The following is a 16,655-nucleotide window of genomic DNA, read 5'->3' as shown; positions in this document are numbered from 1 at the left end:
AAGTTAGAGTAAAGTATGGCAGAAGAACAAGATGCACCTAAAGGGAAGAGCAAGCTCCTTATAATCATTATAGCCGTAGTCGTGTTACTGCTTGGTATAGGTGGTGCGTTGTACTTTTTCTTAGGTTCTGACGATAGCGCCTCTGAATCTCAGTCTCAGCCAGCAACTGCTGTGGTCGCGGTAGAGCCTGTTATGTATGTTAATATTCCTCAGCCCTTCTTGTTTAATGTGACAGGTGACAAAAAAGATCGCCTAGTTCAGATAAAAGCACAGCTCATGGTACGTGGCAGTAAGAATGAAGACCTAGCTCGTTACCACTCTCCACTTGTAGAAAGTACGCTACTGGCCACGTTTGCCTCGGCAACGGTCGATCAATTGCGCTCACCTACTGGACGAGTTGAACTGCGTGACAAGGCAACAGAAGATATTAAAGCAAGCCTGGCTCAAGCTGTTGGCCAGCCTGTGATTGAAAAAGTGCTATTCACTGACTTCGTAATTCAATAGGTAATTTGTGACCGATTTATTAAGCCAAGACGAAATTGATGCGCTGTTACATGGCGTTGATGATGTTGAAGAAGTTGAAGATGTCTTAGAAACCGAAAATGACAATGCGGTCAATTTCGACTTCTCATCTCAAGATCGAATCGTCCGTGGTCGAATGCCGACCCTTGAACTTATTAACGAGCGTTTCGCACGTCATATGCGTATCAGCTTGTTTAATATGTTACGTAAAACGGCTGAAGTGTCGATCAACGGCGTACAAATGATGAAGTTTGGTGAGTACCAAAACACATTGTATGTACCCACCAGTTTAAACATGGTTCGTTTCCGTCCACTGAAAGGTACGGCACTCATCACCATGGAAGCTCGTCTGGTTTTCATTCTCGTAGAGAACTTTTTTGGCGGTGATGGTCGTTTCCACGCCAAGATTGAAGGTCGTGAATTCACGCCTACTGAAAGACGAATCATTCAGTTACTGCTGAAAATTGTTTTTGAAGATTACAAAGAAGCTTGGTCTCCTGTGATGGGGGTTGAGTTTGAATACTTGGATTCTGAAGTGAACCCAAGTATGGCGAACATTGTGAGCCCAACCGAAGTGATTGTTGTGAGTTCGTTCCACATTGAAGTGGATGGCGGTGGTGGTGACTTCCACGTTGTCATGCCATATTCCATGGTTGAGCCGATCCGTGAACTGCTTGATGCGGGTGTTCAATCAGACAAGATGGAAACCGATGTTCGTTGGAGTACCGCACTGCGTGATGAAATCATGGATGTGCCTGTCAATTTCCGTGTGAACTTGCTAGAGCAAGACATCTCCCTTCGTGACCTGATGGAGCTGCGCCCTGGTGACGTTATCCCAATGAACATGCCTGAGCACGCAACCATGTTTGTCGAAGAACTGCCGACTTATCGTGTGAAAATGGGACGTTCTGGTGAGAAGCTTGCAGTACAGATTTCGGAAAAAATTCAAAGACCCCATGTGGTTAAAACTGATCTCGCTTTTCTAGGTAAAGACTTAATGTCTGAACTCGAAAACAGCGATGATGACGAATAGAAAAATAGATAAAAGTATAGGAATTGGTAATGGAACCTAGTGAAGATCAAAAGCTAGCAGACGAATGGGCTGCAGCACTTGGTGAAGATCCTTCTGCGCCGTCAATTGATGTTGATGATGTGCTTGCGGCACCACTTGATGAGCTAACCGATTCATCGTCTCCGATTTCTGAAGATGAGCGTCGTAAGCTGGATACCATTATGGATATTCCAGTGACTATTTCGATGGAAGTTGGCCGTTCTCAGATCAGTATCCGAAACTTACTTCAATTGAACCAAGGTTCGGTTGTTGAGCTTGATCGAATCGCTGGTGAGTCATTAGACGTGATGGTCAACGGAACTCTGATTGCTCATGGAGAAGTGGTTGTGGTGAATGACAAATTTGGTATTCGTTTGACAGATGTTATTAGTCAAACAGAACGAATTAAGAAGTTGCGTTAATGAGCTTTTTGTCTCAAAGACTGGCGGGCTCTTCTCTCGGAATGACAGGTTTGTTTCGCAGAGTCTTGGGAGTAGGGCTACTTGCTACTCCTTCTATTGCCTTTGCGGCAACGCCTCCTTCTCTCGATTTAGCGACCACTTTTGGGTCGCTAATTTTCGTTATAGCCTTCATTTTATTTATTGCTTGGCTACTGAAGCGAATGCAAGTGCCTGCGATGTCGAATCAACAAGGTTTGGCTATTATTAGGCAAATCCCTGTTGGTACTAAAGAGCGCATCGCTATTGTGCAAGCGGGTGATGAACAGTTCTTGGTAGGGATTACCACACAATCGATTCAGCTGATCTCTAAGCTCGATAAACCTCTTACTCAGGAGATGCTGGAAAAAAGTACATTTTCAAGTCAGCTTTCCCAGCTAATAAAAAAAGATGCAAACAAGTAACGGACTTTTGAACTCCTCTTACTTTCACCAAGCCGGAGCTTTCCGAACGGTGAAAGTGTGGTTGGTTCAGCTTATTCTCCTATGCTCAATCGTATTCAGTGTGTCGGTATTTGCACAAGCTGAAGACGGTACCGTCATTCCTGCGAATACTGCTGGTTCGGAATCGGTCACTATCAGCACGATGGAACAAGACCAAGCCAAATCGACAACCATGACCACGGGCAGTTTGACTGGCAATGGTGGCGGCATACCTGCCTTTACCATGACAACCAATGCCAATGGCGGTGAAGACTACTCGATTAACCTGCAAATTCTCGCGTTAATGACCATGCTTGGCTTCTTGCCGGCGATGGTGATTTTGATGACATCGTTCACTCGTATTGTGGTTGTGATGTCTATCTTGCGTCAGGCGATGGGTCTACAACAAACACCGTCTAACCAAGTCATTATTGGTATCGCGATATTCTTGACCTTCTTCATTATGTCGCCAGTGATTAATCAAGTTAACGAACAAGCAGTTCAGCCTTATCTAAATGAACAGATATCGGCACGACAGGCATTTGATGTTGCCCAAGAGCCGATTAAGTCCTTCATGCTCAAGCAGACTCGAATCAAAGACCTCGAAACCTTTGTCGAGATTTCTGGCGCGGAAGTGACTAACCCTGAAGATGTTTCGATGGCGGTTCTGATTCCAGCGTTTATCACCTCAGAATTAAAAACGGCTTTCCAAATCGGCTTTATGCTGTTCTTGCCGTTCCTAATCATCGACTTGGTGGTGGCATCGGTATTGATGGCTATGGGTATGATGATGTTGTCACCGATGATTGTATCGCTGCCGTTTAAGTTGATGCTGTTTGTTCTTGTTGATGGCTGGAACTTGATACTCTCCACACTCGCCGGCAGTTTTGCCTTGTAGCTGGGGGAATAATGAATCCTGAAATATTCGTAGAGTTGTTCCGAGATGCCCTTTGGATGGTACTAATCATGGTTTGCGCCATCATTATTCCTAGCCTGCTGATCGGTTTGGTTGTGGCTGTTTTCCAAGCTGCGACCTCAATCAACGAACAAACACTGAGTTTCCTGCCGCGTTTGATCGTAACTTTGTTGGCGTTGATGCTATTCGCACACTGGATGACCCAGATGATGATGGAGTTCTTTTTTGAGCTCATCGAACGCTTGCCGCAAGTTCTGTATTAAACCGATATGGAATACCCAACGAGCCTTGTACTAGAGTGGTTAGCCAATTATTTTTGGCCATACACTCGCATCTCAGCGATGCTGATGGTGATGACGGTAACAGGGGCACGTTTCGTGTCGCCGCGTATTCGTCTGTATTTAGGCTTGGCGATCACTTTTGCGGTGATGCCTGCGATTCCGGCCGTTCCAAAAGAGATTGAACTTCTGTCCTTTCAAGGCTTCCTGACTGTCTTTGAGCAAATCGTGATTGGCGTGGCCATGGGCTTTGTTACCCAGTTCATGATTCAAACCTTTGTTATGCTGGGTCAGATCCTCGGTATGCAATCGAGCTTGGGCTTCGCTTCAATGGTCGACCCGGCTAACGGGCAAAACACGCCGGTACTTGGTCAGCTGTTCATGCTGCTAGCGACCATGTTCTTCTTGGCGACCGATGGTCACTTGAAAATGCTGCAGCTGGTGGTGTTTAGTTTTAAGACCTTGCCGATTGGCAGTGGCTCTCTAACCTCTGTGGATTTTCGAGAGCTCGCGTTGTGGCTCGGTATCATGTTCAAAACGGCATTGGCGATGTCCTTGTCGGGCATTATCGCGCTGTTAACAATTAACTTGTCGTTTGGTGTAATGACGCGTGCGGCACCTCAGTTAAACATCTTTTCTTTGGGTTTTGCATTTGCGCTACTCGTGGGTCTGTTACTTTGTTGGTACATCCTTGGCGGCTTGTATAGTCACTATGAGCTATTCTGGATGCAGGGCGAACAACAGATATGTCGTCTAATCCGGTTAGATTGCTAGGAGACTGAAATGGCAGAGTCAGACGGTCAAGAACGCACAGAAGACGCCACGCCCAAACGCTTGCAACAGGCCAAAGAGAAAGGGCAGGTTGCAAGGTCAAAAGAGCTAGCGTCAGCATCGGTACTAATTGTTGGTGCGATTGCATTAATGTGGTTTGGCGAATCGATGGCGAAGGCTTTGTTCGAGGCGATGCAACGCCTGTTCTCTTTGAGTCGCGACGAGATCTTTGACACCAATAAGCTGCTTGAAATAGCTGGTGGCGCACTGGTGAACCTGCTTTTTCCGCTGTTTTTGATACTGATAACCTTGTTTGTTGCTGCCGTCATCGGCGCTGCGGGTGTCGGTGGGATTAACTTCTCAATGCAAGCGGCGATGCCAAAGGCGTCTAAGCTCAACCCACTCAGTGGTATCAAGCGTATGTTTGGCCTGCAAAGTTGGGTTGAACTGCTCAAGTCTATTCTTAAAGTAGCGCTCGTATCGGGGATGGCGATTTATCTGATTCAAGCCTCTCAGCATGATTTAATGCAGCTGAGTATGGATGTGTACCCGCAGAACATCTTTCATGCCTTGGATATCTTGCTCAATTTCATCCTGTTGATCAGCTGCTCACTGCTGATTGTGGTGGCGATTGATATCCCGTTCCAGATCTGGCAACACGCCGATCAATTGAAGATGACCAAACAAGAAGTCAAAGACGAATTCAAAGACACTGAAGGTAAGCCGGAAGTGAAAGGCCGAATTCGTATGCTTCAAAGGGAAGCGGCTCAGCGTCGCATGATGGCTGATGTCCCTCAAGCGGATGTGATTGTGACCAACCCGGAACACTTTTCAGTGGCGCTGCGCTACAAGCAGAATCAAGACAAAGCACCAATTGTGGTTGCTAAAGGTGTCGACCACATGGCGATGAAGATCCGAGAGATTGCGCGTGCAAACGACATCTATATCGTTCCAGCGCCGCCATTGGCGAGGGCGCTTTATCACACCACGGAGCTAGAACAACAAATTCCTGACGGTCTGTTTACGGCAGTTGCACAAGTGCTTGCATATGTTTTCCAGCTTAAACAGTACCGAAAACGAGGTGGTGAGCGACCAAAACTGCAAGATTCCAATATGCCGATCCCACCTGATTTACGTCATTAGATCAATTGCTTGAGCTCTGCGTGATGAACCCTGATAATAGCGAGCTAGCTAATCTTCCTTTTATAGAGGTGATGGCGATAATTTGACGTGAGATGTTGGTACAGTGTTTGCTGTAGTAGCCTGAACATTATAAGCCCATAGCAAACAGCCCTGACTAAGACCTAATCCACTTGTTCAGAGAGCTACAACATAGCGAAACTGTCTAGATTTATGAAATTCTCCCTGCCTTTTGCGGACAAGCTACCTAAAATCCCTAACCGTGCCATGCCTGCGATTGGTGCACCTGTTATGGTACTTACAACGCTTGCTATGGTGGTGTTGCCCATTCCGGCTTTCTTGTTGGATATGTTCTTCACCTTCAACATTGCACTGTCTATGGTTGTGCTATTGGTATCGGTTTATACCCGCAGGCCTTTAGATTTTGCTGCATTCCCGACCGTCTTGCTGATTGCGACTCTACTTCGATTAGCCTTGAACGTTGCTTCGACACGTGTGGTATTGCTCCATGGTCACGAAGGTGGCGACGCGGCTGGTAATGTGATTGAAGCCTTCGGTAACGTGGTTATCGGTGGTAACTATGCGGTAGGTCTAGTGGTGTTCTTGATTCTTATGATCATCAACTTCATGGTTGTAACCAAAGGTGCGGGTCGTATCTCGGAAGTAAGCGCGCGTTTCACGTTAGACGCCTTACCGGGTAAACAGATGGCAATCGATGCCGACCTGAATGCAGGTTTGATCGACCAAGACCAGGCACGTCTGAGACGTTTTGAAGTAACCAAAGAAGCTGACTTCTACGGTTCGATGGACGGTGCTTCTAAGTTTGTTAAAGGCGATGCGATCGCTGGTATCTTAATCTTATTCATCAACATCATTGGTGGCTTGAGCATTGGTATGGCTCAGTTTGACCTTGGTTTTGGCGAAGCAATCGAAATCTATACACTACTGACTATCGGTGATGGTCTGGTAGCACAAATTCCGTCTCTATTATTGTCGATCGCAGCTGCAATGATGGTAACGCGTCAAAACACCGATGAAGATATGGGCGAGCAACTTGTCTTCCAAATGTTCGACAACCCTAAAGCCCTCATGATCACCGCCGCCATCCTTGGCATCATGGGTATTGTTCCGGGTATGCCACATTTCTCGTTCTTGAGCCTTGCCATCGTTGCAGGAGCAGGGGCGTATTACATCGATAAAAAGAACAAGAAGAAGGCGGAAGAACCTAACCTTCCGGCGACGGTTGAAGCTAATGGAGAAGTTGGCTCTCAGAAGGAGCTTTCTTGGGATGATGTTCAACCTGTTGATATTATTGGTTTAGAAGTGGGTTACCGTTTGATTCCTTTGGTTGACAGAGACCAAGGCGGGGAGCTGCTTGAACGCGTTAAAGGTGTACGTAAGAAGCTGTCTCAAGACTTTGGTTTCTTGATCCCAGCGGTACACATTCGCGATAACCTAGAACTGACCCCAAACAGCTACCGTATTACCCTGATGGGTGTTGCGGTGGGTGAAGCTGAGATTAAGCCAGATATGGAACTTGCGATTAACCCGGGCCAAGTCTATGGCATGATCGATGGCGAGCCGACGATTGACCCTGCCTTTGGCCTCGAAGCGGTTTGGATTCGTGAAGAGCAGCGTGAACACGCCCAAGCTCTAGGTTATACCGTTGTAGATTCTTCTACAGTACTGGCGACACACCTTAGCCAGCTGCTAACCAACAACGCATCGCAGCTCATTGGCCACGAAGAAGTTCAGAACTTACTTGAGATGCTCAGCCGCTCAACACCTAAGCTGGTGGAAGGTTTTGTACCGGATCAATTGCAGTTGGGTGTGGTCGTGAAAGTGCTCCAGAACCTGTTGAATGAAGCCATTCCAATTCGTGACATTCGAACCATAGTCCAAACTTTGTCGGAGTATTCAGGTAAGAGTCAAGAACCTGACATACTTACTGCGGCGGTTCGTATCTCATTGAAACGACTAATTGTTCAAGAAATCAATGGTATAGAACCAGAATTGCCAGTGATAACTTTGATTCCGGAGCTGGAACAAATCTTGCATCAAACCATGCAGGCATCCGGCGGAGAATCTGCTGGTATTGAACCTGGTTTAGCCGAACGTTTACAGACCTCCCTCAGCCACGCTACACAAGAGCAAGAGCTGAAAGGGGAGCCCGCGGTACTATTGACCTCTGGCGTGTTGCGTTCGACTCTGGCTAAGTTCGTGAAGAACACGATCCCAAGCTTGCGAGTCTTGTCTTACCAAGAAATACCGGACGAAAAGCAGATACGTATAGTACAAGCTGTTGGTAATTAAGCCGCCTAATTAGAACGGATAATCGAATTGAAAATTAAACGATTTTTTGCAAAAGATATGCGAACGGCTCTGCTCCAAGTTAAAGAAGAACTTGGTTCAGAAGCGGTGATCATGTCTAACAAAAAGGTCGCAGGTGGCGTGGAAATTGTTGCCGCTATTGATGGCGAATCCAGCCCGTCGACAGCGAGCCAGAGATTAAATAAACCTCAGCAGCCTGCACAAAGCCAATATACGCAAATGGCCGCGCCCGCAGCTCCTGCAGGGCGACGTCAATTAGATGATGACAAGGTTAGCCTACAGTCTAATGCTGAAGGTGGACGCTCAATGACCAAGCGCTTTGCGAACATGCTAAAGCAATACAGTCATGGCGCCGATGATGAGCCACAGCATCGTGCTGAAAATGAAGATTCATTGTCAGCATTGCTCAATCGCCAATCAAGCACGGGTCATAAGCCTCAGAGTCAAAGCAATTTGCAGTCTCATGGCCATCAGCAATCTCACGGTAACCAACAGTCTCACGGCAATCTTGATTCAGCATTTGCTCGTGAAACGGGTTTGTCTAAGTTGATTGCTGAAGACCGCAGAGTAGAGCGCCCGGCACCTCGCTTGGATCCGACCCGTTATGATCGTGGTCGAGAGAATACTCAATCCAAAGGCTCTGATACTGAAATGGAAACGATGCGCGAAGAGATGACCTCAATTCGTCGTCTGTTAGAACATCAAGTTTCCGGGTTAATGTGGCAAGAAGTTGAGCGTCGTGAACCGCTCAGAGCGATGCTTATTAAGCGCCTTGAGCGTATGGGTGTATCTGCAGAGCTTGCCGATCAAATGGCCTGCTACATTCCTGAAGATACTAAACCTGCACGTGCGTGGAAGGCTTTGTTAGCTCTGGTTGCTGACCAAATCTCCGTTACACAAAAAGATATTTTAAAACGCGGCGGTATTGTGGCTCTACTTGGCCCAACCGGCGTGGGTAAAACAACGACTGTTGCAAAGCTAGCTGCACGTGCTGCCATGGAATATGGCGCTGATAACGTCGCACTAGTGACAACTGACACATATCGTATAGGTGCACATGAGCAGTTATCGATCTACGGTCGAATTATGGGTTGTCCTGTAAGAGTTGCTAAAGATTCTAGCGAACTGGCCGATGTAATATATCAGTTACGTAATCGTCGCCTGATTCTGGTCGATACTGCAGGCATGGGACAACGAGATGTTCGCCTATCTGAGCAGTTAGACACATTGATGCAAGAGAGTGGTTCCGTTATCAACAGCTACCTTGTGTTGCCTGCAACCGCGCAACGCAAAGTACTGCAAGAAACAATTGAACACTTTAGAAGAATCCCGTTGTCGGGATGCATCATGACTAAGCTGGATGAATCCCTAAGTCTAGGTGAATTCATCAGTGTCGTAATACAAAATGCATTACCAGTTGCTTACATAGCAAATGGTCAACGAGTTCCTGAAGATATCGTTATAGCTCAGCCAAAGTACATGATTGCTAAGGCTAATGAGCTATTAGAAAAATCTACAGAGAATGAACCTCATTACTGGAATAGCGATTCTGAAGGGCTCTAGGCGGCGGATAAATATGAATGAAAATATGATACATGATCAAGCTAGCGGCCTCCGTCGCTTAACCAAGCCTTCACTCACAAAAGTTATCGCTGTAACCGGTGGTAAGGGAGGCGTTGGTAAATCTAATGTGACGTTAGGTATGGCTATTTGCATGGCGCGCCAAGGCAAAAAAGTTATGGTGCTAGATGCCGATTTAGGACTAGCTAACGTCGATATCATGCTGGGTATTCGTTCTAAACGAAACCTTGGGCATGTGTTGGCAGGCGAATGTGAACTTAAGGATGCGATTGTCGAAGGGCCGCACGGAATTAAAATTATTCCAGCGACATCGGGCACTCAAAGCATGACTGAACTTTCACACGCACAGCATGCTGGTTTGATTCGCGCATTCGGTTCGCTTGAAGACGAGATGGATATCTTGTTGGTTGATACTGCAGCCGGTATTTCGGACATGGTGATCAGCTTCTCAAGAGCGGCGCAAGACGTGGTTGTCGTGGTATGTGATGAACCTACCTCGATCACGGATGCATATGCTTTGATTAAGCTTTTAAGCAGAGAACACCAAGTTCAGCGATTCAAAGTTGTTGCAAATATGGTCAGAAGCTACCGCGAAGGCCGAGAATTATTTGCAAAGTTGACTTTGGTCACAGAGCGCTTCTTGAATGTGAGCCTCGAACTCGTAGCATGTATTCCTTTAGATGATAAAGTACGTCAATCAGTCAAGAGACAGAAAATCGTAGTCGATGCGTTTCCTCGCTCTCCAGCTGCATTGGCAATCAGCTCTTTGGCTAACAAAGCATTGACCTGGCCAATACCAAAAACACCAAGTGGACACTTGGAGTTCTTTGTTGAAAGGCTGCTGAATCGTACTGAATTTATAGAGGAACCATTTGGTGAATAAAGCGCTTACTTACGACCAACACGCTAATCACAATAGCCAACAGGCTTTTTTTGAGAAGTACTCTGTGTTGGTTAAACGTATCGCTCATCACTTGTTGGGGCGATTGCCGCCTAATGTATTGGTTGATGACTTAATTCAAGCCGGCATGATCGGCTTGATTGAAGCGCAACAAAACTATGATGGTACCAAAGGCGCAAGCTTTGAGACGTATGCTGGTATTCGAATTCGCGGGGCAATGTTGGATGACATTCGCCGTGGGGATTGGGTACCGAGATCGGTTCATAAAAACAATCGAGAAATCAGCAGTGCAATTGCGGAATTAGAGGGTATCCTCAACCGCGACCCGAGTGATGCCGAAGTGGCAAAACACATGGGGCTCAGTTTAGAGCAGTATCACAGTGCTTTAACTGACATTAATTGCTCAAGGCTGGTTGGAATCGAAGATTTAGGCGTCTCAGATGATGTAATATCTCCGAATGAAGACTCTCAAGATAATACGCCTTTTCAAGGGGTTGCTGATGAGTCATTCCGCCAAGCTTTGATCGATTCGATAAAACAACTTCCGGAAAGGGAAGGCCTTGTGCTTTCGCTTTATTACGACGAAGAACTCAATTTAAAAGAGATTGGGGAAGTGTTAGGTGTCAGCGAATCTCGTGTCAGCCAAATACTGAGCCAATCTATGCAGCGTTTACGCACTAAGTTAAGTGCTTGGACACAGAACGACTAACAACACTGATCCTATTCAGTGGAGGCTAATTTGAACAAAAACATGAAAATTCTCATTGTTGATGATTTTTCAACGATGCGCCGAATTGTTAAAAACCTACTTCGCGACTTAGGTTTCAACAACACTCAAGAAGCAGATGATGGCTTGACCGCGTTACCTATGCTGAAAAAAGGCGAATTTGATTTCGTGGTAACTGACTGGAACATGCCAGGCATGCAAGGGATTGACCTGCTTAAACACATTCGCGCAGACGCAGAACTTAAGCACCTTCCTGTGCTTATGATCACAGCAGAAGCGAAGCGTGAGCAGATCATCGAAGCAGCGCAAGCGGGTGTTAATGGTTACATTGTGAAGCCTTTCACTGCTGCAACGTTGAAAGAGAAACTTGATAAGATTTTTGATCGCTTATAAGCATCAATAAATTTAGGCACTTCTAGGTAAACACTGGCTGATAAGTTATCTGTTTATCTCGATAGCCTAAGCGCACAAAGTATGCGGAGTAAGGCCGAATTCAGGATGATTTCATTAGAACAAGCAAAAAAATTAGTAGAGCTGCTTGAGAGCGATGAGCAGCAAAATGCTGATTCTCTTGTGAGAAGCATTTATGAAGATAACTTTAGTCTTCAAGACAATCCAATGCTTCAAGAAATAGGAAGTCTGACACGCGACCTCCATGACTCTTTGACTCAATTCAATTTCGATGAACGCATCAGCGTTATCGCAAATGATGAAATCCCTGACGCAAGGGATCGCCTTCAGTATGTCATTGATAAAACGGAAGTTGCGGCAAACAAGACGATGGACGCTGTTGATCGCTGTATGCCAATCGCAGACAACCTACACGAGTGTTTACTTCAAGTAAGGCCTCAATGGAATGAACTGATGCATGGCCGCATTGAGCTGGCACAATTTAAAGCTTTATGTCACCGCATTGATGGATTGCTTGTCCAAGTAGAAGGCGACAGTACTGAACTACGCGGACAATTGACTGAAATCTTGATGGCTCAGGATTTCCAAGATTTAACTGGGCAGATAATTAGCAAAGTTATTACCTTGGTGAATGAGGTGGAAGGACGTTTGGTCGAGATTCTCACGGTATTCGGTGCGAATCAAAAAGAGCCAACTCCAGAGTCAGAGAAGAAAGCATCGATTGCGCCTGAAGGTCCAATTATGAACCCAGAAGAGCGCGAAGACGCTGTCGCATCTCAAGATGAAGTCGACGATTTGTTATCCAGTCTTGGATTTTAAAGGTAACGTATGAGCTACGATTTAGACGAAGATATTCTTCAGGACTTTTTAGTCGAAGCAGGAGAGATCCTTGAACTCCTATCAGAACAACTGGTAGAGCTTGAGAATAACCCTGACGACAAAGACCTATTAAATGCTATTTTCCGTGGTTTCCATACAGTAAAAGGTGGTGCTGGTTTCCTAGCATTAACTGAGCTGGTGGATACTTGTCATGGTGCTGAGAATGTGTTCGACATTCTACGAAACGGCCAACGCAGCGTAACATCAGGTTTGATGGATACCATGCTGCAGGCGCTAGATACAGTTAATGTACAGTTTCGCGCCGTGCAAGATCAGGAACCTTTAGTACCAGCTGACCAATCTTTATTGGATGAACTTCACCGTCTCTGCAAACCAGAGTCTGCGGATGAAGTGGCACCAGTAGAAGCGCCTGCACCTATTATCCCTGAACCTGTAGTTGTAGCGCCCGAGCCTGTTATTGCTCCGGAACCTGCTGCTGAAAGCTCAAACATCAATGCATCTTCAGTCGATGACATCTCTGAAGATGAGTTTGAACGCCTACTTGATGAGCTTCACGGTAAAGGTGGTTCACCAACAGCGCCTTCTGCACCAGCACCCGCTGCACCTCAGCCTGTTGCTGACAGTGGTGATATTACTGATGACGAATTTGAAAAGTTATTAGATGAACTGCACGGCGCGGGTAAGAGCCCGACAGCGGCAAGTTCAACGCCTCCTCCTCCGCCAGCGCCTCCTGCAGCACCTGTTTCGGCGATGTCTGAAGGCGATGATCTGATGACTGACGAAGAGTTCGAGAAGTTACTTGACCAACTACATGGCTCAGGTAATGGACCTTCGATTGAAGAGTTGGATGCCGCGACTAAGCCAGCACAAGTTAAGGCAGTAGCACCTCAAGCCGCGCCTAAACCTCAACCAGCCGCGCCAGTTGCCGTTAAAGCTGAGCCAAAACCGAGCGCTCCAGCAAAAGCTGAAGTTAAAGCGCCGGCGAAGAAGCAGCAAGCTGAAGCGACAGTTCGCGTTGATACATCAACACTGGACACCATCATGAACATGGTGGGTGAACTGGTATTGGTGCGTAACCGACTAGTTAGCCTTGGCCTTAACAGCAACGACGAAGAAATGTCGAAAGCTGTCTCTAACTTAGATGTTGTTACTGCAGATCTACAAGGTGCAGTAATGAAGACTCGTATGCAGCCGATCAAGAAAGTATTTGGTCGCTTCCCACGAGTTGTCCGTGACCTTGCTCGTAGCTTGAAGAAAGACATCGTTCTTGAAATGCGTGGAGAAGAAACGGATCTTGATAAAAACTTAGTAGAAGCACTTGCTGATCCCCTGATTCACTTGGTGAGAAACTCTGTCGACCATGGTATTGAAATGCCGGACGACCGTGTTGCAGCAGGTAAATCTAGAACGGGTAAAGTGATTCTGTCTGCCTCTCAAGAAGGTGACCACATTGAGCTAGCTATCGTTGATGACGGTGGCGGTATGGACCCAGATAAGCTTCGTGCTATCGCGGTTAAACGTGGCCTGATGGATGAAGATGCAGCGTCTCGCTTATCAAATAAAGAGTGTTTCAACCTGATTTTTGCTCCTGGCTTCTCAAGCAAAGAGCAGATCTCGGATATCTCTGGTCGTGGTGTGGGTATGGACGTTGTGAAAACAGCGATCAACACACTGAACGGCTCTATTGATATTGATTCAGAAATGGGACAGGGCACCAAGATCACCATCAAGGTTCCACTAACCCTAGCGATTCTACCAACCTTGATGGTCGGTGTTGCGGGTCACCCATTTGCATTGCCATTGGCATCGGTTAACGAGATCTTCCACCTGGATTTAAGCCGCACAAACGTGGTTGATGGTCAGCTGACGATCATCGTTCGCGATAAATCTATTCCGTTGTTCTACTTGCAAAACTGGCTTGCACCTAAAGCGGGTATTGTTGAACTGCGCAAAGGACACGGCCATGTTGTTATCGTGCAACTTGGTAGCCAACGTGTTGGTTTTGTTGTCGATACGCTTATCGGTCAAGAAGAAGTCGTGATCAAGCCGCTTGATAAGCTTCTGCAAGGCACGCCAGGAATGGCAGGCGCGACAATTACAAGTGACGGACACATTGCATTGATTCTAGATGTGCCGGACTTGTTGAAGCAGTACGCAGCTGCGTCAAGAATTTAATTTAAGGATAAATATGGCGATTAAAGTATTAGTCGTTGATGATTCGAGTTTTTTTCGTCGTCGCGTTAGCGAGATCATCAACTCAGAGGCTCGCCTAGAAGTCATTGATGTTGCAGTAAACGGTAAAGAAGCCGTTGAGAAAGCGAAACAGCTAAGACCTGACGTAATCACGATGGACATTGAAATGCCTGTCATGGACGGCATCACTGCCGTTCGTGAGATCATGGCCGCGTCTCCAACGCCTATTTTGATGTTTTCATCGTTAACGCATGATGGAGCGAGAGCAACGTTAGATGCGTTAGATGCAGGTGCTCTCGACTTCTTACCTAAGAAGTTTGAAGACATTGCACGTAACCGTGATGATGCGGTTGCGTTACTTCAACAGCGTGTGATTCAGATTGCAGCGAAGCGTGCTTTTATGCGCCGCGCTCCAATTACACCAAGAGCGAGCGCGACGGCATCAACTGCAACGGCATTACGCCAACCGGTTTCTGCCGCTCCAGCCGCTAGACCTGCTGCTTCTGCTGCGAAATTCAGAGCCTCTGGTAAAAAGTATCAGTTAACAGCGATCGGTACGTCGACTGGCGGCCCTGTTGCTCTACAGAAGATTTTGACTCGCATCCCTGCCAACTATCCACATCCGATTGTGTTAGTTCAGCATATGCCTGCAACATTCACCGCTGCTTTTGCAAGTCGATTGAACACCTTGTGTAAGATTGAAGTTCGCGAAGCGCAAGACGGTGATGTGTTAAAACCTGGCGTGGCGTATCTTGCTCCAGGTGGTAAACAGATGATGGTTGATGGCCGCGCAGGGTCTGCACGTCTAAGAATTATCGATGGCGGCGACCGCATGAACTACAAGCCTTGTGTGGATGTCACATTCGGCTCTGCAGCGAAGATCTACGGTGACAAAGTCTTGTCTATGATACTGACCGGTATGGGCGCAGATGGTCGAGAAGGTTCGCGTATGTTGAAAACTGCGGGCTCGACGATTTGGGCACAAGACGAAGATAGTTGTGTTGTATATGGTATGCCTCAAGCTGTAGCAAAAGCTGGCATTTCTACTGAAGACCTCCCTCTAGACCGCATCGCGGAAAGGATCTTGGTTGAAGTTGGGTTAGCTTAGGTAAATCGAAATGATTGTTTGGAGTGTTGCAAACCAAAAAGGTGGTGTTGGTAAAACGACCACGACCGTGACTCTAGCAGGTTTACTTGCGTTGAAGGGTCACCGTGTTCTGTTGGTTGATACTGACCCACATGCATCACTGACCACCTATCTGGGGTACGACTCAGATACGGTGGAATCGAGCCTGTTTGATCTGTTCCAGTTGCGTGAGTTTAACGCGCAGACGGTAAGACCTTTGCTTCTACAAACGGAAGTCGAAGGTATCGATATTATCCCTGCGCATATGTCTTTGGCGACATTAGACCGTGTAATGGGAAATCGAAGCGGCATGGGGTTGATCTTGAAGCGTGCTTTAGCCGCTTTGAAAGACGACTATGACTATGTATTGATTGATTGCCCGCCAATTCTGGGTGTGATGATGGTCAATGCATTGGCTGCAAGCGATCGTATATTGATTCCGGTACAGACTGAGTTTTTGGCGATGAAGGGCTTAGAGCGCATGATTCGCACTTTGACCATCATGCAGAAGTCTCGCAAAACACCGTTTAAGGTGACGATTGTCCCAACGATGTACGACAAGCGAACCAAAGCCTCACTGCAAACATTAACGCAGCTCAAAGATGATTACCCAAACCAAGTTTGGACGTCTGCTGTGCCGATTGATACCAAGTTTCGAGATGCGAGCCTAAAGCGCTTGCCAGCCTCTCATTTTGCATCGGGTAGCCGTGGTGTATTTGCTTATAAACAGTTGCTTATTTATCTCGAAAGGTTGGCGATAAATGAGCGCGAATAAAGAATCAACATTGGCGCAGCCAAGTCTCTCCAGTGAACAAGCACTGGATGATTATTTTACTGCGTTGTTAGGTGATGAAAGCTTTGAATCTGACGATTTTTTTGTTGACGAGTCGAGCGACGAATCACAACCTGAAGAGCCAGAGCCAGAGCCAGAGCCAGAGCCAGAGCCAGAGCCAGAGCCAGAGCCAGAGCCAGAGCCAGAGCCAGAGC

At 46.7% G+C, this 16,655-nt stretch carries 17 protein-coding genes and 1 pseudogene; all 18 read left to right on the top strand.

The window, feature by feature from the left end:
- The first annotated feature begins 15 nt into the window (after positions 1-15).
- A complete protein-coding gene (gene fliL, locus MSG38_RS11635) occupies positions 16-504 on the top strand; it encodes a flagellar basal body-associated protein FliL (RefSeq protein WP_050621056.1) in 489 nt (162 codons plus the stop codon).
- Between the two features lie 7 nt (positions 505-511).
- Complete coding sequence (gene fliM / locus MSG38_RS11630) at positions 512-1,555, top strand: flagellar motor switch protein FliM (protein WP_017631770.1); 1,044 nt, start codon at positions 512-514, stop codon at positions 1,553-1,555.
- Positions 1,556-1,584: 29 nt separating this feature from the next.
- On the top strand, positions 1,585-1,995 hold the full coding sequence (gene fliN, locus MSG38_RS11625) for a flagellar motor switch protein FliN (RefSeq protein ID WP_004739851.1): 411 nt from the start codon (positions 1,585-1,587) through the stop codon (positions 1,993-1,995).
- Positions 1,995-2,435, top strand: coding sequence for a flagellar biosynthetic protein FliO (fliO, locus tag MSG38_RS11620; RefSeq protein ID WP_102250119.1), 441 nt, complete (start codon positions 1,995-1,997; stop codon positions 2,433-2,435). The genes fliN and fliO overlap by 1 nt, the downstream gene beginning before the upstream one ends.
- On the top strand, positions 2,422-3,351 hold the full coding sequence (fliP, locus tag MSG38_RS11615; RefSeq protein ID WP_081090241.1) for a flagellar type III secretion system pore protein FliP: 930 nt from the start codon (positions 2,422-2,424) through the stop codon (positions 3,349-3,351). The genes fliO and fliP overlap by 14 nt, the downstream gene beginning before the upstream one ends.
- Before the next feature lie 11 nt (positions 3,352-3,362).
- Complete coding sequence (fliQ, locus tag MSG38_RS11610; protein ID WP_029235191.1) at positions 3,363-3,632, top strand: flagellar biosynthesis protein FliQ; 270 nt, start codon at positions 3,363-3,365, stop codon at positions 3,630-3,632.
- Positions 3,633-3,638: 6 nt separating this feature from the next.
- Positions 3,639-4,421 (top strand): flagellar biosynthetic protein FliR, encoded by a 783-nt coding sequence (fliR, locus tag MSG38_RS11605; RefSeq protein WP_017060672.1) that lies wholly within the window; start codon positions 3,639-3,641, stop codon positions 4,419-4,421.
- A gap of 9 nt (positions 4,422-4,430) precedes the next feature.
- A complete protein-coding gene (gene flhB / locus MSG38_RS11600) occupies positions 4,431-5,561 on the top strand; it encodes a flagellar biosynthesis protein FlhB (protein WP_017060671.1) in 1,131 nt (376 codons plus the stop codon).
- 210 nt (positions 5,562-5,771) lie between these two features.
- Positions 5,772-7,871 (top strand): flagellar biosynthesis protein FlhA, encoded by a 2,100-nt coding sequence (flhA, locus tag MSG38_RS11595; protein WP_050652154.1) that lies wholly within the window; start codon positions 5,772-5,774, stop codon positions 7,869-7,871.
- 27 nt (positions 7,872-7,898) lie between these two features.
- Positions 7,899-9,452, top strand: coding sequence for a flagellar biosynthesis protein FlhF (gene flhF, locus MSG38_RS11590; protein WP_048616094.1), 1,554 nt, complete (start codon positions 7,899-7,901; stop codon positions 9,450-9,452).
- Positions 9,453-9,465: 13 nt separating this feature from the next.
- Positions 9,466-10,353, top strand: a complete 888-nt coding sequence (locus MSG38_RS11585; protein ID WP_017060668.1) for a MinD/ParA family protein — start codon at positions 9,466-9,468, stop codon at positions 10,351-10,353.
- Entirely contained in the window at positions 10,346-11,080 is a 735-nt protein-coding gene (locus MSG38_RS11580; RefSeq protein ID WP_017060667.1) for an RNA polymerase sigma factor FliA, read from the top strand. Before MSG38_RS11585 ends, MSG38_RS11580 begins: the two co-directional genes overlap by 8 nt.
- A gap of 42 nt (positions 11,081-11,122) precedes the next feature.
- Positions 11,123-11,491 carry a chemotaxis response regulator CheY gene (cheY, locus tag MSG38_RS11575; RefSeq protein WP_016767062.1) on the top strand — a complete coding sequence of 123 codons (369 nt, stop codon included), beginning with the start codon at positions 11,123-11,125 and terminating at the stop codon, positions 11,489-11,491.
- A gap of 105 nt (positions 11,492-11,596) precedes the next feature.
- On the top strand, positions 11,597-12,328 hold the full coding sequence (locus MSG38_RS11570) for a protein phosphatase CheZ (RefSeq protein ID WP_248401901.1): 732 nt from the start codon (positions 11,597-11,599) through the stop codon (positions 12,326-12,328).
- A 9-nt stretch (positions 12,329-12,337) separates the two neighbouring features.
- Positions 12,338-14,524 carry a chemotaxis protein CheA gene (locus tag MSG38_RS11565; protein ID WP_248401900.1) on the top strand — a complete coding sequence of 729 codons (2,187 nt, stop codon included), beginning with the start codon at positions 12,338-12,340 and terminating at the stop codon, positions 14,522-14,524.
- Positions 14,525-14,537: 13 nt separating this feature from the next.
- Positions 14,538-15,650 (top strand): chemotaxis response regulator protein-glutamate methylesterase, encoded by a 1,113-nt coding sequence (locus MSG38_RS11560; protein WP_248401899.1) that lies wholly within the window; start codon positions 14,538-14,540, stop codon positions 15,648-15,650.
- Positions 15,651-15,660: 10 nt separating this feature from the next.
- Positions 15,661-16,443 carry a ParA family protein gene (locus MSG38_RS11555; protein WP_017064111.1) on the top strand — a complete coding sequence of 261 codons (783 nt, stop codon included), beginning with the start codon at positions 15,661-15,663 and terminating at the stop codon, positions 16,441-16,443.
- Positions 16,430-16,655 (top strand): annotated as a pseudogene (locus MSG38_RS11550) (chemotaxis protein CheW); the annotation flags it as partial. The gene MSG38_RS11555 and the pseudogene MSG38_RS11550, both read left to right, overlap by 14 nt.

The sequence above is a fragment of the Vibrio sp. 1CM24A genome, assembly GCF_023161725.1.
GTDB classification, from domain to species: Bacteria; Pseudomonadota; Gammaproteobacteria; order Enterobacterales; family Vibrionaceae; genus Vibrio; species Vibrio coralliirubri.
Note: the sequence above shows the minus strand (reverse complement) of the source record. Positions and strands in the feature narration are given on the sequence as shown.